The organism is Streptomyces sp. NPDC104381 (assembly GCF_055583745.1).
Window position 1 is genome coordinate 429,419 of sequence record NZ_JBVJNK010000008.1, and the last position, 21,612, is coordinate 451,030.

A 21,612-nucleotide genomic window follows, 5' to 3' on the forward strand; every position below is an offset into this window, starting at 1 on the left:
GGTCAGAGCACCCCCATCAGCGGGCCGCCCGGGAGGGGCACCCCGAGCAGGTTGTCGAAGACGAAGTAGGTCACCAGGGAGAGTCCGGCCGCGATGAGCGGATCGCGGTCGTGGTGGCGGCTGCCGAGCGCGTAGGCGGAGCCCCAGAAGAGCAGGGCGCCGGAGATCGGGAAGCCGAGCGGGCCGATGAGAGCGGCGAAGGCGAGGAAGACGCCCGTGAGCAGGGCGACGGTGCGCCGGTCCGCGGGTTCGTCGAGGTCGACGTCCTCGCCGGCCTCCGCCTCGCCGCGGCCGCCCCGCAGGACGTCGACGGCCAGCAGCACGGCGACGGCCAGCAGTCCGATGCCCACGGCGACGGGGACGGTCTTCGGGCCGACGGGTCCGCGCTGGGTGATGTCGACGCTCATCGTCAGGGCGTCGGTCAGGACGAGGACGCCCAGCACGAGCAGCAGGACGCAGACGCCGAGTTCGGAGTGCTCGCGCAGCCAGGCGCGCGCGCCGGCGGGGCGGGAGGGTGTGGTGGTCTCGTCGCTCACAGTCCCAGCTCCTTGAGGACGGTGGCGACCCTGCGGTCCTGGCCGTCCAGGAAGTCACCGAAGTCGTCACCGGTGAGGAAGGCGTCGTCCCAGCCGTTCTTCTCCATGGAGTCGCGCCACTGCTTCGAGTCGTGCAGCTCGCTCACCAGCCCGACGAGCTTGTCGCGTTCGGCGTCGGAGAGTCCCGGCGGGGCGACGATGCCGCGCCAGTTGGTGAAGTCGGTGTCGAGGCCGGCCTCGCGGAGGGTGGGGGCGTCGAGGCCGGGGACCCGCTTCGGGCCGGTGACGGCGAGCAGCCGCAGCTCACCGGCCTCGATCTGGTCGAGGTACTCGCCGACGCCGGAGACGCCGAAGCCGACCTTGTCGCCGAGGATCGAGGCGAGCAGCTCGCCGCCGCCGTCGAAGGGGATGTAGTTGACCTGCTTCGGGGCGATCCCGGCGGCCTTCGCCATCAGCATGGGGGCGAGGTGGTCGGGTCCGCCGGGCGAGGACCCGCCGCCGACGGGGATCTCCCCCGGGTCCTTCTTCCAGGCGGTGAGCAGCTGGTCGATCGTCCGGTACGGGGAGTCCTTGGCGACGACGACGATGTCCTGCTCCTCGGTGAGCCGGGCGATCGGGGTGGTGTCGGCGAGGGTCTTGGGCGATTTGTTGGTGTGCACGGCGCCGACGACACCGAGGCCCATGGACATGGCGAGCTTGCCGTTGCCGCGCTCGGCCACCAGCCGGGTCACGCCGACGGTGCCCCCCGCGCCGGGCAGGTTGAACACCTCGATGCCGTGGGTGAGCCCGGCGTCCTCGGCGTTCTTCGCCGCGGTGCGCGCGGTGATGTCGTAACCGCCGCCGGGTGTGTTGGGGACCATGAAGCGCAGTCCGGGGATCTGCGTGCCGGTGTCGGAGCCACTGCCGGTGGAGAGCAGCGGTGGCCCGACGACCACCAGCAGCGCTGCCCCGAACAGGGCGAGGGGAGTGCGCAGTCGCACCGGATGCCGCCTTTCGAGCCGTCTGTCGGAAGCGTGTGAGGTGGCCCACATGTTGCCTCCGCGTTAACGAGCTGTCGCCGTTCCGGAATCAATGGACGTTGTGGTCGTTGTGGTCGCGCCCTACGGTGTCGGCGTGACGAAAGTGCTGGTGGTGGACGACGACTTCATGGTCGCGAAGCTGCACAGCCGGTACGTGTCCGCATTGGAGGGGTTTACGGTCGTCGGCGTGGCCCACACCGGCGCCGAGGCCCTGCGGGCGGCCCGCCGGCTCCGCCCCGACCTGGTCCTGCTCGATGTCTTCCTTCCCGACATGGACGGCATCCAGGTGCTGCGGGAGCTGCGCGCGGCGGAGGAACGCGACGGGGACACCCACAGCGCGGACGCGCTCTTCATCACGGCGGCGCGCGACGCCGGAGTGGTCAGGGCGGCCCTGCGGGCGGGCGCCCTGCACTATCTGATCAAGCCGTTCCACCGCACGGCCCTCCAGGAGCAGCTCCAGCACGTGGCCTCGCTGCGCAACCGTCTGGACGCGCTGGACGAGTCCCGGCAGGAGGCCCGGCAGGAGGACGTGGACCGCATCTTCGGCACCCGTCCCCCGGGCTCCCGCGAGCTCCCCAAGGGTCTCGCGGCCCACACCGCGGACCTGGTGGAGCGCGTGCTGCGGGAGCACCGGGACGGTCTGTCGGCGTCCGAGTGCGCGGAGGCGGGCGCCCTGTCCCGGGTCAGCGCGCGCCGCTACCTGGAGTACTTCGCGGAGACGGGACGGGCCGAGGTGTCGCTGCGCTACGGCGGGACGGGCCGGCCCGAGCGCCGCTACCGCGCGGTGTCCTGAACCGCTCACGACATCGCTGTCCTGTTCACGTATCGCTCGGCCCCCGGCCATGCGCTGCGTGTGAACATGACATCAACGCCCGGGAGCGTGTCCGAGGTTGGCGCAGATCAACCGAGGAGGACGTACCCGTGGTCGCGAATTCCGTGTCCCGCAGGCAGATGTTCGGATTCGGCGGGGCGGCAGCCGCCGCGCTGATGCTCGGGACGGGGGCGTGGGAGGCGCAGTCCGCGTTCGCCGCGCCCGCCCTGAAGGGGGACCCGTTCACCCTGGGCGTCGCCTCGGGCGACCCGACGTCGGACGGCGTGGTGCTCTGGACCCGCCTCGCTCCCGAACCCTTCGCCCAGGACGGCCTCGGCGGCATGCCGGCGAAGCCCGTCCGTGTCGAGTACGAGGTGGCGCTGGACGAGCGGTTCCGCCGCGTCGTGCGCCGCGGCAGCGTCGTCGCGACCCCCGAACTGGCCCACTCCGTCCACCCCGAGGTGCACGGGCTCGCCCCCGACCGCACGTACTGGTTCCGGTTCAGGGCGGGCTCCGCGATCTCCCCCGTGGGCCGTACGCGCACCACCCCGGCCCCCTCGGACTCGCCGCGCGAGCTGAAGTTCGCCTTCGCCTCCTGCCAGGCCTGGCAGGACGGCTACTTCACCGCGTACCACCACATGGCGCAGGAGGACCTCGACCTGGTGGTGCACCTCGGCGACTACCTGTACGAGTCCGGGGTGAAGACGAACAAGCGCGGGGTGGTCACGGACCCGAAGTTCCACACGGAGACCCTCGACCTCGCCCGCTACCGCCTCCAGTACGGCCTCTACAAGTCCGAGGCCCCGCTGCGCGAGGCGCACGCGAACTTTCCGTGGATCATGACGTTCGACGACCACGAGGTGGAGAACAACTGGGCGGGCGAGACCTCCGAGAACGACGAGGACCCGGCGACGTTCCTGCTGCGCCGGGCCGACGCCTTCCAGGCCCTGTACGAGCACGCGCCGCTGCGCCACGCGCAGCTGCCGAACGGCCCCGACGTACAGATGTACCGCAGGCTCTCCTACGGCCGGCTCGCCGACTTCACCATGCTCGACACCCGCCAGTACCGCGACGACCAGCCCTGCGGTGACGGTACGTCGGCCGACTGCGACGACCGTTTCGACACGGACAGGACCCTGCTCGGGGCCCGCCAGCGGGACTGGGTCCTCAAGGGCTTCAGCCGCTCCCGGGCGCGCTGGCAGATCCTCGGCAACCAGGCCCCGATGGGCCAGACCGACCAGGATCCCGGCCCGGGCACCACGGTCTGGATGGACCCGTGGGACGGTTACGTCGCCGAGCGCAACCGGCTGCTCGCGGAGGCGGACACCCGCGGGGTGCGCAACCTGGTCGTGATCACGGGTGACCGCCACCAGAACTACGCCTGGGACCTCAAGCGCGACTACGCCGACCCGGAATCGGCCACCGTGGGCTCGGAGTTCGTGGGCACCTCGATCACGAGCGGCGGCGACGGCGCGGACATGACGGCCCAGGGCGAGACGTTCCTCGCGGCCAACCCGCACATGAAGTTCTTCAACAGCCAGCGCGGCTACGTGCGCGTCACGGTGGACCGCGAGCGGTGGACGAGCGACTTCCGTGTCCTGCCCTTCGTGACGAAGCCGGACGCGGGGATCAGCACCCGGGCGAGCGTGGTCGTGGAGGACGGGACCCCGGGCGTCCAGGTCTGACACCGTACGGACACCGGGATTTCGACGCCGCCGAAATCCGGTGTCCGTACGTCAACGGCCGTGCCAGCATCGGCCCATGACCGATGACGAGGAGCTGTACACCTCCGATCTGCTCGGCAGGCGGCTGCTGAGGGTGACCGCCGAAGGGGGCGCTCCGGGACGGCCCTCGCGGCTGTGGCTGCACGTCGAGGAGGTGGGGGCGGTCCGACTCCGGGCGGACGGGCCCGGCCTGTCGCTGAGCGCGGACACCGTCCCGGTGACGGACGGCCCGGGGTACGCCCCGGTGAGCCGGTTCGTGGGGCAGCCGATCCGTTCGGTCCGCGAGGTCCGCCACCGGGACGGCCGGGTGGACCGGCCCTGCGGTCTCACGTTCCGTTTCGCCGACGGGGGGTTCCGCGTACTGGTCCTCGACGGGGAGCTCGTCCTCGCGCACGACCGGCTGCCCGTCGCCGTCGAGGAGCACCTGCACGAGGACGTGACCCTGGCCCAGGTCGTCCGGACCTGCCTGGCCTCCCCCTCGCAGTGGGACGCCTGGACCACGGACGGCCAGTACCTGTACCTCCGTTACCGGCACGGCGAGGGCAGCGTCGACCAGCAGCCGAGCGAGGACACCGACACCTGGGACGACGGCGACGGCTCGCGGCCCCTGACCCTGTGGGACGACGGGACGGACGGCGGCGAGATCGCGCTCCCCGACTTCCTCGCGGCCGCCGGTCTGCGCCTGGCACCGGACGCCGAGGTCTCCGTGCTGACCTCCTGGCGGTACCGCACGGGGCGGGCGTGGGCCGCCCCCGGCGAGGGCGCGTCCGGGGCTTCCTGAGCCCTCGCCTAACCCTTCCTTAAGCGCGCCATAACGATCGCCACCTGCGCCTTCTCCCGCCCGGATCCGGCCTTGGAGGCGGCTAGCTTGCTGATCACCAGTCCTGGTCAGAAGCCGTGCCGCCGAAGGAGAACCACCACCATGGCCGTCATCACCACCGCCCGCCGCAAGGTCGCCGGAACCGTCGTCGCGCTCGGCGTCGCGCCGCTCGCGCTGACCGGTCTCTCCGCCGCCCCGGCCGCCGCCCACGGTTCGCTGAGCGACCCCGTCAGCCGGGTCTCGGCCTGTTTCGCGGAGGGGCCGGAGAGCCCCCGGTCGGCGGCCTGCCAGGCGGCGGTGGCGGCGGGCGGGACCCAGGCGCTGTACGACTGGAACGGCGTCAACATCGCCAACGCGGCGGGCAAGCACCGTGAGCTGATCCCGGACGGCAAGCTGTGCAGCGCGGGCAACGACAAGTTCAAGGGGCTCGACCTGCCGCGCGCCGACTGGCCGTCCACGCCCATGAAGGCGGGCAGCCACACCTTCCGGTTCCGGGCCACGGCTCCGCACAAGGGCTCGTTCGAGCTCTACCTGACCAAGGCGGGCTACGACCCGGCGCAGCCCCTGAAGTGGTCGGACCTCCAGGAGAAGCCGTTCGCCACGGCCACCGACCCGGCACTGGAGGACGGTTCGTACGTCTTCGACGGCACCGTCCCGGAGGCGTCCGGACGGCAGTTGATCTACACGGTGTGGCAGCGGTCGGACTCCCCCGAGGCCTTCTACGCCTGCTCCGACGTGGTCTTCGGCGGCGGGAGCGGCGGCAGCGGTTCCGTCGCGGCCGTCCCGGCGCCGGCCGCGTCGGCCCCGTCCGAGGCGGAGATCGACGAGGGCGCGGACAAGTCGTCGGTCGAGCACGGCGGACACGGTGACGACGACGCCGCGACCGGCGCGAAGGTCACCGAGGCGGCCCCGGCGGCGGAGGCCGCGGAGGCCGACGGTTCCGGGGCGAACGCTCCCGAGCCGAACGGCGCCGGGGCGTCCCCCGTCGGCGCGGCGCCCGGGGACACCGCCCTCGCCGAGACGGGTGGCAGCAGCAGCACCTCGTACCTCGCGATCGGCGGGGCCGCCGCGCTGGCGCTCGGCGCGAGCGCCCTGTTCGTCTCCGTCCGCCGGCGGTCCACGGGCGGCGCGCACCGCGCCTGACCGCGACCGACGGGCCCCCGGACAGCACCGGGGGCCCGTCGGCGTGCCTCAGCCGATGACCGAGGCGCAGGTGGTCGGGGTGGCGTGCGCCGGGTCGAGGGCGTTCGCCACCTCGTGGAAGGCGATCCGGTCGACGGTCCCGATCGCCACGTGCTCGGACAGGTCCACCGGACACAGGTCCTGGAGCAGGACGTTGCGTACGTTCGGACCGTCCAGGTACTGCGTGCGGTACGGGGTGACGACCTCGTCGTACCGGGTCGCGATGACGGTGTAGCGGACCCCGGGCACGGTGTCGGCGCCCGCGTTGAGCTTCGTGATGAACGCGGAGCCGGCGACCTGGTCGGCGAGGCCCGGGGTGTTCGTGGTGAGGAGGTCCTCGATCCCCGGGAAGTACGGCAGCAGCTTGGTGAGCCCCAGGAGCGTGGTGCCGTGGTTGTCGGGGGCGATCCCGACGAGGGCGTTGACCTTGTCGGCCCCGCCGAGGAACTTCAGGTAGTAGTTGGGCATCATGCCGCCCTGGGAGTGGCCGACGAGGTCGGCCTTCGGGGCGCCGGTGGCGCCGAGCACCTTGTCGACGAACACGTCGAGCTGTCCGGCCGACTTGTCGATCGGACCGAGGCCGTTGAAGAGCGGCACGCCCGGGAGCTGGCCGTAGTCGAGCGAGAAGACGCAGTAGCCCCGGTTGACGAGGTACGGCGCGAGGACCAGCCAGTTGTCGATCGAGTTCCCGAAGGTTCCGTGGACGAGGACGACCGGGCGGGGATGGGCTGCGGAGGGTTTGCAGGAGTAGTCGTTCCATCCACGGGACGGAGCGGCGGCTTCCGCCGCGGTCGCGGTCGCCGCGGGGGCGACGAGCGCGGTGACGGCGAGGAGGAGGGCGGCGAGGGTGCGGCGGGCGCGTGGGGAGCGCCGGGCGCGGGTCCAGGGCAGCATCGGTTGATCTCCTTGCGGCTCAAGGGAGTTGCGATGTCGGTGCGCCCTGTGGTCCGGACCACAAGTGAGGTACGTCTCTACGTGCTCATGCCAAGTTACGCACGGGTAAGGTCGCAGGGGAAGTTACGCGTCGGTAAAAAGATGTGAGGCCCCCGGTGTCAGGCCGCGAGCCGTCCCGGCTTCACGGCCTGCGGGCCGAACTTCGCCCGCAGCCTGTCGGCCACCGCCTCGATCCGCCGCGCCCGCTCGTCCACCGGGTCGAAGGTGAGCTGGTGGGCGGCGCGTTCCGCGTCGTGGAGCCCTTCCGCCCGCAGCCCGACCCCCCGCACCCGCGCCCGCTGCAGGGCGAACGAGTCCTGGATCCGGTACGCGAGCGAGGTGAGCGCCGCCGTGTGGGCGGTGGGCTCCGGGAGCGTACGGCTGCGGGTCAGCGTGGCGTAACCGGTCCGGTCCGCGTAGCGCACGGAGACCGCGAGCGAGCGGCACACCTGCCCGTCTCCGCGCAGCCTGACCCCCAGCTCCTCGGTGAGCGAGAGGAGCGCGCGGCGGTGCTGCTCCGGGTCCAGTTCGTCGCGGGGGAAGGAGCGTTCGGCGGCGATCGACCGGGCGGCGGCGTTCGGCACGACCCGCGTACGGTCGATGCCGTTGGCCCGCTCCCACAGCTCGCGCCCGGTCCGTACGCCGGTGATCCGCTGGAGGGTGGCGAGCGGTGCGGCGGCTATCCGGCCGATGGAGTCGAGCCCGTATCCGCACAGGGTGCGCGCGGTCGCCGCCCCGACGCCGTCCAGCGCGGCGGCGGGCTTGGGCGCGAGGAAGCCGGCGTGCTCACCGGGCGGCACCACGAAGGTCGTCCCGGCCGTCGCCTGCCGTGCCGCCATCCTGGCCAGCATGGGGTTGGAGGCCGCCCCGATCGCGCAGTCCACCCCGTGCAGGGCCAGCGCGCGCACCCGGATCACGGCGGCCAGACCCGCCGCGTCCTGCCCGAAGTAGCGCAGGGCGCCGCTGACATCGGCGAGCGCGGCGCCGGGCGGGGCCGCCTCGACGACCGGGGTGAACGCCCCGAGGAGGGCGAGGAGTCCCTCGTAACCCGCGCTGTCCGGCAGTCCGCCGCCGATCCGGCGGAACCGCAGGCACAGGACGGCCGGCTGGTCGCTCATCCCGCGCTCCCCTGGCTCTGGTGCCACAGCTTCCGTCCGGTGGGCGTCCCTTCACCTGCCGGCTGGAGATCGGACCACGGGTTCATCTCGTAGCCGGTCGGCAGCTGGATACGGCGGCCGTCGTCGGCGGCCTCCTCCTCGGCGGAGGCGGGCTCCTCCGCCAGCCGTGCCGCGACCGCGTCGAGGCCGCCGGTGCGCCGGAGTTCGGCCAGCTCCGCCAGGTTCCAGGCGGCCGAGCCGACCACGCTCAGGCTGCGCGCGCCGCGCCGCTGGACCACCCCGCGCACGAGCAGCAGCCAGGAGTGGAAGACGGTGTGCGCGCAGGCGGCGTGGCTGTCGTCGAAGAAGGCGAGGTCGACCAGGCCCGTCCCGTCGTCGAGGGTGGTGAAGATGACCCGGCGCCCGGAGCGGACCGGCGGCGTCTGGGTGGCCACCTTGGCGCCCGCGACCAGCACGGTCTCCCCGTGCCCCGCCTCCCGCAGCCGCTTGGCGGAGATCGCGCCCAGCTCCTCCAGGAAGGCGTGGTGATCGCCCATCAGATGACGTGACACATCCATGCTGAGGACGCCGAGCTCGGCGCTGAGGCGTTCGGCGTCGTTGAGGTCGGGCAGCCCGACGGTGCCGGTCCTGTGCCCGCCGCCGAGCGGGAGCTGGGCTCCCGCCGCGCCGGAGCCGGAGCTCCGCTGGGCGCGGTGGAGTTCGGACAGGTGCAGCAGGAGATCGCGGCGGTTGGCGCCGAACGCGTCCAGCGCACCGACCTGGGCCAGCCGTTCCGCGGCCGGCTTGCCGGGCCTGGCGCGCTGCCAGAAGTCCAGCAGCGAGGTGTAGGGCTGCCCGGCCTCGATCCGGGCGACCTCGGCCTCGCTGATGCCGTGGACGTCCGAGAGCGCCAGCCTCAATCCCCATTTTTCACCGTTATCGCCAGACACCAGTTCGATCCGATGGGCGGCCGCCGACCGGTTCACGTCCAGCGGCAGCACCGGCACCCCACGCCGCCGCGCGTCCGCGAGGAGCAGCCGCTTCGGGTACATCCCGGGGTCGTGCGTCAGCAGCCCGGCGTAGAAGGCCGCCGGGTGGTGCGCCTTGAGCCAGGCCGACTGGTACGTCGGCACGGCGAAGGCGACCGCGTGCGCCTTGCAGAAGCCGTAGCTCCCGAACGCCTCGATGATCTCCCAGGCACGGGCGATCACCTCGGCGCCGTACTTCCTGCGCGCCGCACGCTCCGCGAACCAGACCCTGATCCGGGCCTGCGACTCGGGGTCGGAGAGCCCGCGCCGCACCCGGTCGGCCTCACCCCGCCCGCAGCCGGTCATGATGTCCACCATCTCGATGATCTGCTCGTGGAAGACGACCACCCCGTAGGTGTCGCGCAGCGGCTCCTCCAGGTCGGGGTGCGGATATCGCACCGGCGCGCGGCCGTGCCGGGCCTCGATGAACGGCCTCACCATGTCGGCGGCGACCGGCCCCGGCCGGAACAGCGAGATGTCGACCACCAGGTCGTGGAAGGTGGCGGGCTGGAGCCGGCCCACCAGGTCGCGCTGGCCGGGCGACTCGATCTGGAAGCAGCCCAGCGTCTCGGCGCTCCTGATCAGCCGGTACGTCTCGGCGTCGCCCTGCGGTACGGCGTCCAGGTCGACCTCCCGCCCCGAGGCCCGCTTCACCTCGGTCACCGCGTGCGCCATCGCCGACTGCATCCGCACGCCGAGCACATCGAGCTTGAGCAGCCCGAGGTGCTCCACGTCGTCCTTGTCGAACTGGGACATCGGGAAGCCCTCACCGCTGGTGGGCATGACCGGGGTGCGGCGCAGCAGCGCGCCGTCCGAGAGGAGCACGCCGCACGGGTGCATGGCGATGCCGCGCGGCAGGGCGTCCAGGGACTCCACCAGGTCCCAGAGCCGGCCGTACTTCTCCTTCCGCCCGGCCACGGCGCGCAGTTCGGGCAGTTCCTCCATCGCGGCGCGGGCGTCCCTGGCCCGGATGTGCGGGAAGGCCTTGGCGAGCCGGTCGGTCTCGGCCGGGTCCATGGAGAGCGCGGCGCCGACGTCGCGGATGGCGTGGCGCACCCGGTAGGTCTCGGGCATGGAGACGGTCGCGACCCGCTCGGCGCCGAAGCGTCCGATGATCGCGCGGTAGACGTCCAGGCGGCGGGCCGACTCCACGTCGATGTCGATGTCGGGCAGCACGAAGCGCCGCTTGGACAGGAACCGCTCCATGAGCAGCCCGTGTTCGACCGGGTCGGCGTGGGCGATGCCGAGCAGGTGGTTGACCAGGGAGCCGGCCCCGGATCCGCGTGCGGCGACCCGTATGCCCATGCTCTTCACGTCGTCGACGACCTGGGAGACCGTCAGGAAGTAGGAGGCGAAGCCGTGGTGGGCGATGATGTCCAGCTCGCGGTGCATCCGGTCCCAGTAGTCGCGCCTGCGGTCGTAGCCGTACCGCACCATGCCCGCGGCCGCGCGGGAGGCCAGCACCCGCTGGGCGGTGCGCCGCCCGGCGCCGACGAGGCGCGGTTCGGGGAAGTGGACGCTGCCGATCCCCAGGTCGTCCGCCGGGTCGACGAGGCAGGCGTCGGCGGTGTGACGGGTCTCCGCGAGCAGCCGCTCCCCCGCGCCCTGCCCGAGCCCCGCGGCGGAGGCGATCCGCTCGGCGGTCTCCCGCATCGCACGGGCGTCCTTGAGCCAGCGCTCCCCGCTGTCGAGGGGCGAGCGGCGCGGGTCGACGGGGACGAGCCGGCGGGCCGAGTCGAGTACGTCGGCGACGGGGCCCTGCCCGGGGTCGGCGTACCGGACGGCGTTGGTCAGCACGGCCCGCACGCCCTGCTCGGCGGCGAAGCCGACGGTACGGGCGGCCAGCCGCAGCGATCCGGGGCCGGTGCCCTCGCGGCCGTGGTGGACGGCTTCGAGGCGCAGGGCGTCGCCGTAGATCTCCCGCCAGGGCGCGAGGAGGGCGGCGGCCCGGTCGGGGCGGCCCGCGGCCAGTGCGGCGCCCACCTCGGAGGCGGGGCCGAGCAGCACGGTGAGCCCTTCGGCGGGCAGCGCGTCCCGGGCGACCAGGGGCTGCCCGGCGTCCGTGTCCCCGGCGCCGGGAGCGTGGGCGGCGCTGACCAGCCGGCACAGCTCGGCCCAGCCGCGGGCGCCGTCCCGGGCGAGGAAGGTGACCCGGTGTGCGGATTCATCGACAAAGGCACCTCCGCGGACCGGGGTGCGCGGCTTGTGCGTACGCCCCGCTCCGCCGGCCCGCGGCGCCACCGCGAGCTCCGCCCCGAAGAGCGGCCGTATCCCGGCCTCCTCGCAGGCCCGGGCGAAGCGGACCGCCCCCGCGAGACTGTCGCGGTCGGTCAGCGCGAGGGCGTCCATCCCCCGCTCGACGGCACGCTCGGCCAGCCGCTCCGGGTGCGACGCCCCGTACCGCAGGGAGAACCCCGAAACGGTATGCAGATGCGTGAACCCTGGCATCCGCACCTCCTGGACCGATCCGTACTCACCACCCCTCGCTCTCCACCATAGACCAAGTTTCGAACGTTCGTACGATAAGCGGGGCCGGGGCCGCCTCTCCGCCATTCGGACCGCTCCCGCCTGCGCGAACGGCGCACCGCCCTGACCGTGGGGGCATGACTTTCGCTGACGAGGTGAAGAGCGCCGTCACCACACGGGCCGCCCTGCTGGTCATCGGCGTACTGGCACTGCAGCTGCTGTTCATCGCCTCCTACGTCGGCGCGTTGCACAGGCCCGACCCGACCGACGTCCCCTTCGGGGTCGTGGCGCCGGAGCAGGCCTCCGGGCAGGTGGTCACCCAGCTGGACCGGCTGCCGGGCGGCCCGCTCGATCCGCGCGCGGTCTCCGACGAGGGCGAGGCCCGCCGGCAGATCCAGAACCGCGACCTCGACGGCGCCCTGATCGTCAGCCCCACCGGGTCGACGGACACCGTGCTCGTCGCCTCCGGCGGCGGGACCGTACTGGCCAACACCCTGGTCAAGATCATCAAGGAGGCGGACGGTCCCCGGGGGCGCACGGTGCGGACCGTGGACGTGGCCCCCGCCTCCCCGGGTGACTTCAACGGCCTCTCGTCCTTCTACCTGGTCGTGGGCTGGTGCGTCGGCGGCTACCTCTGCGCCTCGATCCTGGCGATCAGCGCGGGCGCCAAGCCCGCCAACCGGCAGCGCGCGGTGATCCGCACCGGGGTCATGGCGCTGTACTCGATCGCGGGCGGGATCGGCGGCGCGATCATCATCGGCCCGATCCTCGGCGCGCTGCCGGGCAGCTTCTGGGCGCTGTCCGGCCTGGGCGCGCTGCTCGTCTTCGCGGTCGGCATGATCACGCTCGCCCTGGAGGCGCTCACCGGGATCGTCGGCATCGGCCTGGCCGTCCTGATCGTCGTCATCGCGGGCAACCCGAGCGCGGGCGGAGCCTTCCCGCTGCCGATGCTGCCCGACTTCTGGCGGGCGATCGGCCCCGCCCTGCCACCGGGCGCGGGGACCTGGAGCGCGCGCTCGATCGCGTACTTCCGGGGCAACGCGGTCACCGGCCCGCTGCTGGTGCTCTCGGCCTGGGCGGTCGTCGGCACGATCCTGACGCTGTTCCTGTCGATGCGCCGCCGGGACACGGGCGGCGGGGACATGGGCGACGGAGGCATGGGCGGCGGGGACACGGGCGGCCGGGACACAGGAGGCACACCGCCGGAGGCGGCACCCTCCGGCGGCAGCTCACGCCTCGGCTGATCCCTTCGCGGACCGGGCGCCGGAAGCCGCTCGGGCGCCTCGGGGCCCGAGCGATCAGCCCAGCATCTCCTCGACGCGTACGGGACGAGCGATACGTTCCCAGCACCGGCCGGCCCGCGCGGCGAGGCCCCGAGGTGCGCACACCGTACGCACGCGAGACGCACCGCATCCTCCGGGCCGGCGACCGCGCCCGGAGTCCTGGGAGAACTCCTGATGTCCAACCGGCGAAGCCGCTATGCATGACAGGTCCATGACGGCATTCTGAGAGCACCTCGCGAGACCCGCGGGGAGCACGGCCGGCCCAACCCCCTTTCATTCACCGGAGGTTGCTCATGCGTCGCCGATTCGCCGCCCCGCTCGCCACCCTCGCCCTGTCACTGCCCCTCGCTCTCGTACCCGCCGTTTCCGCCTCGGCCGCTCCCTCGGACAAGCCGCAGGTCCTCAGCTCCTGGACCCAGACGAGCGCCTCCAGCTACAACGCGTGGAACGCGGCCCGCAACAACCAGGGCGCCTGGGCCGCGTACGGCTTCAACTGGTCGACGGACTACTGCAGCACCTCCCCCGACAACCCGTTCGGCTTCCCGTTCCAGACGGCTTGCGCCCGCCATGACTTCGGCTACCGCAACTACAAGGCGGCCGGCACGTTCCCCGCGAACAAGTCCCGGATCGACTCCGCGTTCTACTCGGACCTCAAGCGCGTGTGCGCCGCCTACTCCGGCGCCAAACTGGCCTCGTGCAACAGCACGGCGTGGACGTACTACCACGCCGTGGACATCTTCGGCGCGGCCCCGGCGGGGGCCGGCGGATCCCGGTCCGCCTGACCACGACCCACCGGCACCCGACGCGCCCGCGCCGGACGGGGCCGTGGCCGGTCGCAGGGCAGACGGCGAGCCCGCCCCCTCGTACCGCGTGAGGGGACGGGCTCGCCGGTTCACCGGAACCGAGGGGGCCGGAGCGTCAGCCGATCTCGGCGCCGAACGCCGACAGTGCCTCGGGCACCGGCTGGAAGAACGTCTCGCCGCCCGAGGAGCAGTCGCCGCTGCCGCCCGAGGTGAGGCCGAGCGCGGTGTCGCCCGCGAAGAGCGAGCCGCCGCTGTCGCCGGGCTCGGCGCAGACCGTGGTCTGGATGAGGCCGTTGACGATGTCGCCGTTGCCGTAGTTGACCGTGGCGTCCAGGGCGGTGACCTCACCGTCGTGGACCTGGGTGGTGGAGCCGCTGCGGGTCACCGTCTGGCCGACGGTCGCGTCGCCCGCCTTGGTGATCGCCTGGGTGGAGCCGTTGTAGAGGTCCACCTCGCTGGGGTGCGGGGTGTCGGAGGTGTACTTGACCAGCCCGTAGTCGTTGTCCGGGAAGCTGGAGCCCTCGTTGGCACCGATCTCCGAGCCGCCCTGCGTGTCGGACCAGCTGGTGATCGACTCGGTGCAGTGGCCGGCGGTCAGGAAGTACGGCTCGCCGTCCTTGACCACGTTGAAGCCCAGCGAGCAGCGCCCGCCGTTGCCCCAGATGGCGTCCCCGCCCGCGATGAGGGGCTTGAACTCCCCTGCGGACTTCTTGAGTTCGGCCTTGGCGCCGAGCCCGTCGACGACCTTGCTGAGCTTGTCCCAGGCCGCGCCGTCGACCGTACGGTCGGCCGTGACGACGACCTTGTTGCTCACCGGGTCGACGGCCCAGGAGGTGCCCGGGATGGTGGCCTTGTCGGCGAGGGTCTGCCGGGCGGACGTCAGCTCGGCGAGCGTGTGCTGAACCAGTCTGGCCTTGCCGCCCGCCTGGCGGACCTGCTCGGCCGCCGCCTCGTCGACGACGTTCACGACGAGGTTCTTGGCCTTGGCGTCGTAGTACGCGCCCGCCGCGTCGCCGCCCAGGGTCTTGTCCAGGGTGGCGGCGAGGCTGCCGGCCGAGTGGGCGTTGAGGGTCTTCACGGTGAACTGGGGTACGTCGTCACTGGCGTTCGCAGTCTGGAACGTCACTCCTGCGGCGACCAGGGCGAGAACGGCCGATCCGGCCAGGGCCACACGCTTCCTGGGTATGCGTCGGTGCTTCAACTTCGACCTCCTGTGGGGCCGTGCACGGACAAGTGGGGTGTCCGGAACACGGAGGATGGGGCGCCCACTATTCCGACGCGATCGATAGCACACAAGGTCGACTTCCGGACGCGCACACGACGACGACGCTTCGACCGCGCCGCGTTCACAACCCGGGTTCCGCTCCACGTCGGTTCCGTTCGCGAACACCCGGTGCGATGGCCCGTCGGCAGCGGGTGAGGACTAGTCCTGTCCTGTAATGGCTCCTTGCGTCCGGATGCCGTGGAGGGCACTTCTGAAAGCCGAACACCACCGAATGCCTCCGAACGTCCCGAACGCCACCGGATCGTTCCGACGGGGAGTGCCGGTATCGCCGCCGATAGGTCATCATCGAACAGGCGGTACACGCCGGGCACTTGGTGCCCGGACCGAGCGGGATGACCGAGCGGAGGAGCGGCGTGCGGAGTCGGGTGCGCGTGGCGGACGGACGGCATCTGATGGTCGAGCGTCAGGGGGACCCCCGGGGCAGACCGGTGTTCCTCCTCCACGGGATGCCCGGCAGCCGGCTGGGACCCGCACCCCGCGGGATGGTCCTCTACCAGCGCAACATGCAGCTGATCGCCTACGACCGCCCGGGGTACGGCGGCTCGGACCGGCTGCCGGGCCGGCGGGTGATGGACGTCGCCGAGGACGTACGGGCGATCGCCGACTCCCTCGGTCTGGAGCGCTTCGCCGTGGTCGGCCGTTCCGGCGGCGCACCGCACGCCCTGGCCTGCGCAGCCCTGATGCCCGACCGGGTCACCCGCGGTGCCGCTCTGGTCAGCCTGGCTCCCCCGGACGCCGAAGGGCTCGACTGGTTCGACGGGATGGCCGCCTCGAACGTGCTCGCGTACTCCCGGGCCGCGGCGGATCCGGACGGACTGGCGGAGTCCTTCATCAGCCGCTCGGCGGAGATCCGGCAGAACCCGGCCCGGCTCCTGGACGACCTGCGCAGGGAGCTGACCGACTCCGACCGCACGGTGGTCAACGACGCCGGGATCCGCTCGATGCTGCTCGCCAATTTCCGTGAGGGGCTGCGCACATCGGCGTACGGCTGGATCGACGACGCGCTCGCGTTCTGCCGGCCGTGGGGGTTCGACCCCGCCGACATCAGGTGCCCCGTGATGCTGTGGCACGGCGTGAAGGACGTGTTCTCCCCGGTGGGCCACTCCCGGTGGCTGGCCGAACAGATCCCGGGCGCGACCGCCGTACTGGAACCGGCGGCGGCGCACTTCGACGCGCTGTCCGTGCTGCCCGAGGTGCTCAACTGGCTGCTGGACGAGCGGGAAGCCGGTAAGGCAGCGGTCTGCTGATCGCGGAGGGTGTCCCGGGCTCCGGTCCTCCGGAGCCCGGGACACCCCGGCTCACACCGACATCGGCTCCAGCTCCCGCCAGAACCTCCGCTCGTCCCGCGCTATCCGGGTCAGCGGATGTTCGTCGCCGAGCTGTCGCGCCAGTTCGTCGCCCGTCTCCGCCCGCAGCCTCAGCGCCTCGTCCTTGCGTCCCATCGCGCCGAGCGTGACCGCGAGGTTCGACGTCATGGCCAGGGTCTCCGGGTGGTGCGCCCCGAGAACCTCCCTGAGCTGGCCGGACACCCGCCGCTCCGTCTCCAGGACGAGTTCGAGCTCCCCGCGCCCGGCCGTCGCGTTCGCCAGATTCATGACGCAGAACAGCGTGTTCGGGTGCTCACGGCCGAACACCTCCCGCATCGAGGCGACGACCCGCGTCAGCAGCTGCTCCGCCTCCAGCGACGCGCCCGTCCCCGAGAGGTAGGCGCCCAGGTTGTTCTGCGCGGCCAGGGTGTACGGATGCTGCTCCCCCGGCACGTTCATGTACTGGTCCACCACCTCCTGCGCGGCGTCCCTGGCCTCCACGGCCTCCCCCGCGGCGAACAGGTCGGCCGCCATGTTGAGGTCGCAGGCCAGTGACTCCGGGTTGGCCGAGGTGTACTTGGCCCGGTACCTGGCCCGGGTGGCCACCGTCAGCCTCCGCGCGTCCTCCAGCTGCCCCGCCCTGCGCAGCGAGACCGCCAGGCTCTTGGCGGCGCTGAGCGTGGTGGGGTAGGTACGGCCGAGGGTGGCCTTGTACATGTCGTACGTCCGGCTGAGCAGGCCGACCGAGTCCTCGTACCGCCCCACCTCGCGCAGGTCGCGTGCCAGCGACATCGCGGAGGACAGGCTGTACGGGTGCTCGGGACCCAGGACCTCGGACCGCAGGTCGTAGACGTCCTGGTCGATCTCCCTGGCGCGGGCGTACTGCCCGACACTGCGCAGATTCAGCGCCAGGTTGTTCGCCGCCGCCAGCGTCCGGGGATGCCGGTCGTGGAAGATCTGGCTGAACCCCTCGTGCGCCGCGGTCGCCAGCTCGATCGCCTTGCCGTAGTCCCCGAGCAGACCGAGGTCGATCGCCAGGCTGCTGGTGGTCATGTACGTGTGCGGATGCTCCGGTCCCAGCACCGCCCGCTGCCTGCCCAGGGTCACCTCGTCGAGCTCCTTGGCCTCCACGTACCGGCCGCGGGTGCGCAGGATGTTGGAGAGGTGGAAGCAGAGGTAGAGGTACTGCAGATCCTGGTTCCCCAGCATCTCCCGCCAGGTGTCGCGGAGTTCGTCCCCGAGCCGGCCCGCCGTCCGGACGTCGCCGCGCTTCCAGAGGTAGCGCACCCGGTCGATCAGCAGCCTGCGGGTCTCCGCGTCCTTGCAGTTGCGCGCGTCCGACGGGCCGAGGTGCGGCCAGATCGTGGCGAAGCGCGGCCAGGTCTCCGGGTTGTCGATCGGCTCGTCGTCATCCGGCCTGGCACCCGCCAGGATGCGGTGGACGACGTGCCTCGCCTCGCGCTGCTCCTCCTCGCTGAGCTGGGCCCTGATCACCGCCTGCACCAGCCGGTGCACCTGGATGGAGTTCGACACCTGGTCGACCTTGGCGAGGGCGAAGCGGCCGATCTCCCGGATGACCCGGCCCAGGACGAGCTTCTCCTGGAGGGAGGGGTCGTACGGCTTCAGTGCCTCGATCATCTCCTTGCTGTAGAGGAGGTTCGCCGAGATCGGCTCCGGCGCGAAGAACGCGCAGAGCTGGAGCAGCCGCACCGCGGCGGGCGAGCGTTCCTTGAGGCGTTCGATGGAGATGTTCCAGGTGGCCGCGACGGGCTGCGGGTACCCGGCCGGCTGGTTCAGGGCCAGGACCTCCGGGGCCTGCTGGGCCAGCTGCTCCAGATAGGTGTCGATGGGGGTCGCGGTCTCCGCGATCCAGGCCGCCGCCTGCTCGACCGCCAGCGGCAGGTCGCCGACGGCGGTGGCCACCTGGGCGGCGTCCTCGTCGCTCAGCCCCGGGGCACGGCGCTGGAGGTGCTCGATCGACTCCTCCCGCAGGAACACGTCGACCGGCAGCGCGTCACCGTGCTGCGACCAGGACTGGTTCCTGGAGGTGACGAGGATGTGGCCCGAGCCGCCCTGCGGGAAGTACCGGCTGAGCCGCTCGGGATCGTCGGCGTTGTCGAACACCAGCAGCCAGCGTTCCGAGGGCACCCCCCGCCGCAGCAGGTCCACGGCCTCCTGCGAAGCGGCCGCCATGTCGTCGCCGCCCTGCGCGCCGAGCCGTACGGCGAGTTCGGCGAGGCTGGCCACCACGTCGTCGATCTGCTCGGACGATATCCACCACACCAGGTCGTAGTCGGCCATGAAGCGGTGCACGTACTCCAGGGCGACCTGGGTCTTGCCGACGCCGCCCAGGCCGTACAGGGTCTGCGGCTGCGGCAGCACGACGGCCATGCCGCCGCCGAGCTGGTCCCGCATCCGCTCCAGGACCAGGGAGCGGCCCGTGAAGCCGGGGTTGCGGGGCGGCGCGTTCCAGATCCTCGGCACGGTTCCGGGGAAGCGGGGGCCCGGCGACATCCCGTCGCCGAGCTGCACCGGCCGGTCCAGGGCCCGCATCAGCGCCGTGGTGGCGTGCACCTCGTCCAGCCGGAACAGGTCGACCGGGTTGCGGTCGATGTACGGCGCGGAGAGCCGGACGTCGCTGACCCTGAGCGGCAGCAGCTGGCGCCGCCCGCCACCGGGGTCCTCGGAGACCGCGCGCTCCCAGAGGTCCACGGCCCGCTGGGACTTGAGGTAGGCGCTGGAGAGCAGGACCACCGTGCGGGTCGCGGTCTCGGCCGCCTGTACGGCGTCCGAGGGCCCGGGCTCGGCGGACACGTCGCGCGGGACCACCCGGAACCCGGCGCGGGTGAGGACCGACTCGATCCAGTCGGCCCACATGCGGTTCTCGGCCACATAGCTGAGGAAGAGATCGGCGGGCAGCGCGGGACGGCGCCGGGTGAACGCGTCGCGGATGCGCAGCCGGACCTCCTCGCCCACCGGCGGCATCGAGGTGATCTCCTGCTGGGTGACGACCGCGGTGAGGCGTTCGAACGCGGACAGGAGCGAGTTGCTGAGCCCCGCCTCGTCGCCGAAGGTGGCGAGGGTCTCCTCGTACGCGTAGTAGGGGCGGTACGGGATCTCCACCGCGCCCCAGTAGGCGGTGAGCTCGTCGCCCGAGAGGTCCCGGGGCAGCCGGTCGAACTTCAGCCGGGCCAGCGCCCGTCCGGCGTCGGCCTTCTCCTTCTCACCCTCGTCGATCCGCATGGGGACGGGGAAGATGGCGATGGGCCGGCCGGTGTAGCGCTCGGCGATCTGCCGGGCGACGGAGGCGGCGCCGTCGATGGACTGGTCGCTGAGGGTGAAGCAGTCGACGAGCACGTCCGGGAGGTGGACGGTGCAGATGTCGGCGATGTCGCTGAGGCCCGTACGGCTGTCGATGAGGACGTAGTCGTAGTTGGCCTTCATGTCGTCCCGCAGGGCGTCGAAGAAGTGGCCGCCGCCGAGCCGGTCGTAGAAGTTGTCCCAGTCGAAGGTGGAGACGGTCGCGGAGTACTCGCGGTTCTGCCGCCCGGCGGAGACGAAGTCGAGGGTGCCGCCCCGCGGGAACTCCCAGCCGAGCGCCTCCGGGGTGAGCGACACCGCGTGCGGCTGGATGCGGGCGTAGTCCCGGTGCCAGTCGTCGGCCCGCTGGGCGGGGTTGGTCGCGGCCCAGGCGTACTCGGTGATCAGGTCGATCACGCCGGTGGTGGCCCCGAGCGTCGAGGGGTCGAGGAAGGGGTGGAAGAACCGGTGGAGTCCCGGGGCTTCCAGGTCCCAGTCGACGGCCAGCACCCGCTTGCCGTTGGCGGCGAGGATCCAGGCGGTGTTGGCCAGGGCCATGGTGCGCCCCGTACCGCCCTTGTACGAGTAGAAAGTGACGATGCGCCCGTCACGACCGGCTGTCATACGTCCTCCGCATCCGTCGCAGGGTCGTGCATGTCGGGTATGAACCGGGTGCTGCCCATGGGCCCCGTCAGCCGGGTCCGTTCGCTGTGCCGCCCGCCGGCCGGTGGGTAGACCGTGGCGTGCCTCAGATACTGCTGAGCCGCCACCTCGACCACTTGGGGCAGGATCTGACCGAACGCTTCCATACTGGGTACCCCCTTGGCCGCGACACGGCAGAAGGCCCGCCCCTGCTGCATCTTGACCGGCATCGTCTGCTCGAGTTTCTCGGTCAGTTCGGCCTCGGCCGCCCTGCTCTGATGGTCCTCCCTGCACCAGGGGACGACCATGGTCACCCAGGGCCGGTTCTCCCGGTCGAAGGCGGCGAGCCGCCGTCTCAGGTCCTCGTCCTGCAGCGCCCAGCGGTCGACCAGGAGGATCTCGGGGGTGCTGGGTGACTGCTTGCCCTCCCGCTGTCCCGGATCCTCGTCGAACGAGGTGACCACCGCCTGGTAGTTGAGGGAGCGCACCAGCTCCTCGGCGACGTAGGCGAGCGGTCTCGCGGAAGCCGGGTGGTAGGGGTTCCACTCCTGCGGGTTGTCGCCGTAGTACTCCGGGTTCCGGCCCTCCGGCAGGTCATGGCGGGTGGGGGCGGCGATGCTGATCCGCATGGGCCGGGGGGCGCCCGCTCCGCTGCCCGGCGCACCGAAGGCGCTGGGGACGAGGCGGAAGTCGAGGGGCCTGCCCGAACCGATCTGCACGGTGTCGGCGACGTGGACGATGCGTTTGGCCAGATGGTAGACGGCCTGCTCGTAGTCCTGGGCGAACAGCGTGAGTTTGATCAGCCCGTAGAGCCCGTCGCTGACGTAGCGGTCCCCGAAATCCCGGTGGTTGAACTGCAACCGCTCGGCCGGGCCCGGGAGTTGGGCCGGTGGCACCGGCACCCAGAGGGCGGGGACGATCGCCTCGGCCGGCTGGTTGAGCCGCGCCCGGTGGTGGATGGCACGCTGCTCGAAGGCGTACCACTCCTTGCCGCACATCTCACTGGCGAAGTAGCGCGGCGAGAACAGCGGCACGAAGACCCGGCAGTTGGCGAGCACACTGCCCAGCCGCTCGGACCAGCCCTCGCCGGAGCGTATCTCCCGGTCCATGAATCCGGCCGGTGATCCCGCGGGGAGATTGGTCATGGCCATCACATGACCGCAGAGATCTTGGAAAAGCCGTTCGACCCACATGTCTGGGTCCGATCCACCGCCGTACCCCGGTGTATGCGCGTAGCTCAGAAAAAAGTACGGCCGATGGTCCGCTCGCTGTTGCGTCATGCGTGCACACGACCCCCGTCCTGTGTGAGCACCCGCATCCCAGGGCTATGGAGAGGGTGCGAGCGAATTCATCATTCCGGAGCGGACTGTGCTCCA

General features: G+C 71.9%; 15 protein-coding genes. 7 read left to right on the plus strand and 8 right to left on the minus strand.

The window, feature by feature from the left end; translation table 11 throughout:
* Positions 1 to 2: 2 nt before the first annotated feature.
* Positions 3 to 536, minus strand: coding sequence for a tripartite tricarboxylate transporter TctB family protein (locus ACZ607_RS28680; RefSeq protein ID WP_469739191.1), 534 nt, complete (start codon positions 534 to 536; stop codon positions 3 to 5).
* A complete protein-coding gene (locus tag ACZ607_RS28685) occupies positions 533 to 1,516 on the minus strand; it encodes a Bug family tripartite tricarboxylate transporter substrate binding protein (RefSeq protein ID WP_469739196.1) in 984 nt (327 codons plus the stop codon). Before ACZ607_RS28685 ends, ACZ607_RS28680 begins: the two co-directional genes overlap by 4 nt.
* Before the next feature lie 91 nt (positions 1,517 to 1,607).
* On the opposite strand from ACZ607_RS28685, the gene ACZ607_RS28690 reads away from it, so the two are divergent.
* The 4 genes from ACZ607_RS28690 (at position 1,608) to ACZ607_RS28705 (ending at position 6,053) form a co-directional block, all read left to right on the plus strand.
* Entirely contained in the window at positions 1,608 to 2,348 is a 741-nt protein-coding gene (locus ACZ607_RS28690; protein WP_469739198.1) for a response regulator, read from the plus strand.
* Between the two features lie 128 nt (positions 2,349 to 2,476).
* A complete protein-coding gene (locus ACZ607_RS28695; protein ID WP_469739200.1) occupies positions 2,477 to 4,051 on the plus strand; it encodes an alkaline phosphatase D family protein in 1,575 nt (524 codons plus the stop codon).
* Positions 4,052 to 4,127: 76 nt separating this feature from the next.
* Positions 4,128 to 4,871 carry a hypothetical protein gene (locus tag ACZ607_RS28700; protein WP_469739202.1) on the plus strand — a complete coding sequence of 248 codons (744 nt, stop codon included), beginning with the start codon at positions 4,128 to 4,130 and terminating at the stop codon, positions 4,869 to 4,871.
* Between the two features lie 141 nt (positions 4,872 to 5,012).
* Positions 5,013 to 6,053 (plus strand): lytic polysaccharide monooxygenase auxiliary activity family 9 protein, encoded by a 1,041-nt coding sequence (locus ACZ607_RS28705; RefSeq protein WP_469739204.1) that lies wholly within the window; start codon positions 5,013 to 5,015, stop codon positions 6,051 to 6,053.
* A 48-nt stretch (positions 6,054 to 6,101) separates the two neighbouring features.
* On the opposite strand, the gene ACZ607_RS28710 is transcribed toward ACZ607_RS28705, so the two are convergent.
* The 3 genes from ACZ607_RS28710 to ACZ607_RS28720 all read right to left on the minus strand — a co-directional run bounded on the left by ACZ607_RS28710 (position 6,102) and on the right by ACZ607_RS28720 (position 11,598).
* The gene (locus tag ACZ607_RS28710) at positions 6,102 to 6,986 is read right to left on the minus strand and encodes an esterase/lipase family protein (RefSeq protein WP_469739206.1); all 885 of its coding nucleotides are present in this window, start codon (positions 6,984 to 6,986) and stop codon (positions 6,102 to 6,104) included.
* A 158-nt stretch (positions 6,987 to 7,144) separates the two neighbouring features.
* On the minus strand, positions 7,145 to 8,143 hold the full coding sequence (locus tag ACZ607_RS28715; protein WP_469739208.1) for a DNA polymerase Y family protein: 999 nt from the start codon (positions 8,141 to 8,143) through the stop codon (positions 7,145 to 7,147).
* Complete coding sequence (locus tag ACZ607_RS28720; RefSeq protein WP_469739210.1) at positions 8,140 to 11,598, minus strand: DNA polymerase III subunit alpha; 3,459 nt, start codon at positions 11,596 to 11,598, stop codon at positions 8,140 to 8,142. Before ACZ607_RS28720 ends, ACZ607_RS28715 begins: the two co-directional genes overlap by 4 nt.
* Before the next feature lie 155 nt (positions 11,599 to 11,753).
* Here ACZ607_RS28720 and ACZ607_RS28725 point away from each other — a divergent pair, with 155 nt between their 5' ends.
* Both ACZ607_RS28725 and ACZ607_RS28730 read left to right on the plus strand, forming a co-directional pair.
* The gene (locus ACZ607_RS28725) at positions 11,754 to 12,860 is read left to right on the plus strand and encodes a DUF3533 domain-containing protein (RefSeq protein WP_469739212.1); all 1,107 of its coding nucleotides are present in this window, start codon (positions 11,754 to 11,756) and stop codon (positions 12,858 to 12,860) included.
* 332 nt (positions 12,861 to 13,192) lie between these two features.
* On the plus strand, positions 13,193 to 13,681 hold the full coding sequence (locus ACZ607_RS28730; protein ID WP_469739214.1) for a phospholipase: 489 nt from the start codon (positions 13,193 to 13,195) through the stop codon (positions 13,679 to 13,681).
* A 136-nt stretch (positions 13,682 to 13,817) separates the two neighbouring features.
* Here the strand turns inward: ACZ607_RS28730 and ACZ607_RS28735 are convergent, their stop codons facing one another.
* The gene (locus ACZ607_RS28735) at positions 13,818 to 14,903 is read right to left on the minus strand and encodes a S1 family peptidase (RefSeq protein ID WP_469739216.1); all 1,086 of its coding nucleotides are present in this window, start codon (positions 14,901 to 14,903) and stop codon (positions 13,818 to 13,820) included.
* Between the two features lie 437 nt (positions 14,904 to 15,340).
* Between ACZ607_RS28735 and ACZ607_RS28740 the strand changes: the two genes are divergently transcribed.
* Positions 15,341 to 16,234, plus strand: coding sequence for an alpha/beta fold hydrolase (locus ACZ607_RS28740; RefSeq protein WP_469739219.1), 894 nt, complete (start codon positions 15,341 to 15,343; stop codon positions 16,232 to 16,234).
* A 51-nt stretch (positions 16,235 to 16,285) separates the two neighbouring features.
* Here the strand turns inward: ACZ607_RS28740 and fxsT are convergent, their stop codons facing one another.
* Both fxsT and fsxC read right to left on the minus strand, forming a co-directional pair.
* Positions 16,286 to 20,218 (minus strand): FxSxx-COOH system tetratricopeptide repeat protein, encoded by a 3,933-nt coding sequence (gene fxsT / locus ACZ607_RS28745; RefSeq protein WP_469739222.1) that lies wholly within the window; start codon positions 20,216 to 20,218, stop codon positions 16,286 to 16,288.
* The gene (gene fsxC / locus ACZ607_RS28750; protein WP_469739224.1) at positions 20,215 to 21,516 is read right to left on the minus strand and encodes an FxsC protein; all 1,302 of its coding nucleotides are present in this window, start codon (positions 21,514 to 21,516) and stop codon (positions 20,215 to 20,217) included. Before fsxC ends, fxsT begins: the two co-directional genes overlap by 4 nt.
* Between the last annotated feature and the right edge of the window lie 96 nt (positions 21,517 to 21,612).

Bases quoted from the DNA above. Each gene is read 5' to 3' on its own strand.
- fxsT (WP_469739222.1), bottom strand. From the start codon at position 20,218: ATGACAGCCGGTCGTGACGGGCGCATCGTCACTTTCTACTCGTACAAG.
- ACZ607_RS28690 (WP_469739198.1), top strand. From the start codon at position 1,608: ATGGACGTTGTGGTCGTTGTGGTCGCGCCCTACGGTGTCGGCGTGACG.
- fsxC (WP_469739224.1), bottom strand. From the start codon at position 21,516: ATGACGCAACAGCGAGCGGACCATCGGCCGTACTTTTTTCTGAGCTAC.
- ACZ607_RS28715 (WP_469739208.1), bottom strand. From the start codon at position 8,143: ATGAGCGACCAGCCGGCCGTCCTGTGCCTGCGGTTCCGCCGGATCGGC.
- ACZ607_RS28720 (WP_469739210.1), bottom strand. From the start codon at position 11,598: ATGCCAGGGTTCACGCATCTGCATACCGTTTCGGGGTTCTCCCTGCGG.
- ACZ607_RS28730 (WP_469739214.1), top strand. From the start codon at position 13,193: ATGCGTCGCCGATTCGCCGCCCCGCTCGCCACCCTCGCCCTGTCACTG.
- ACZ607_RS28725 (WP_469739212.1), top strand. From the start codon at position 11,754: ATGACTTTCGCTGACGAGGTGAAGAGCGCCGTCACCACACGGGCCGCC.
- ACZ607_RS28700 (WP_469739202.1), top strand. From the start codon at position 4,128: ATGACCGATGACGAGGAGCTGTACACCTCCGATCTGCTCGGCAGGCGG.
- ACZ607_RS28705 (WP_469739204.1), top strand. From the start codon at position 5,013: ATGGCCGTCATCACCACCGCCCGCCGCAAGGTCGCCGGAACCGTCGTC.
- ACZ607_RS28710 (WP_469739206.1), bottom strand. From the start codon at position 6,986: ATGCTGCCCTGGACCCGCGCCCGGCGCTCCCCACGCGCCCGCCGCACC.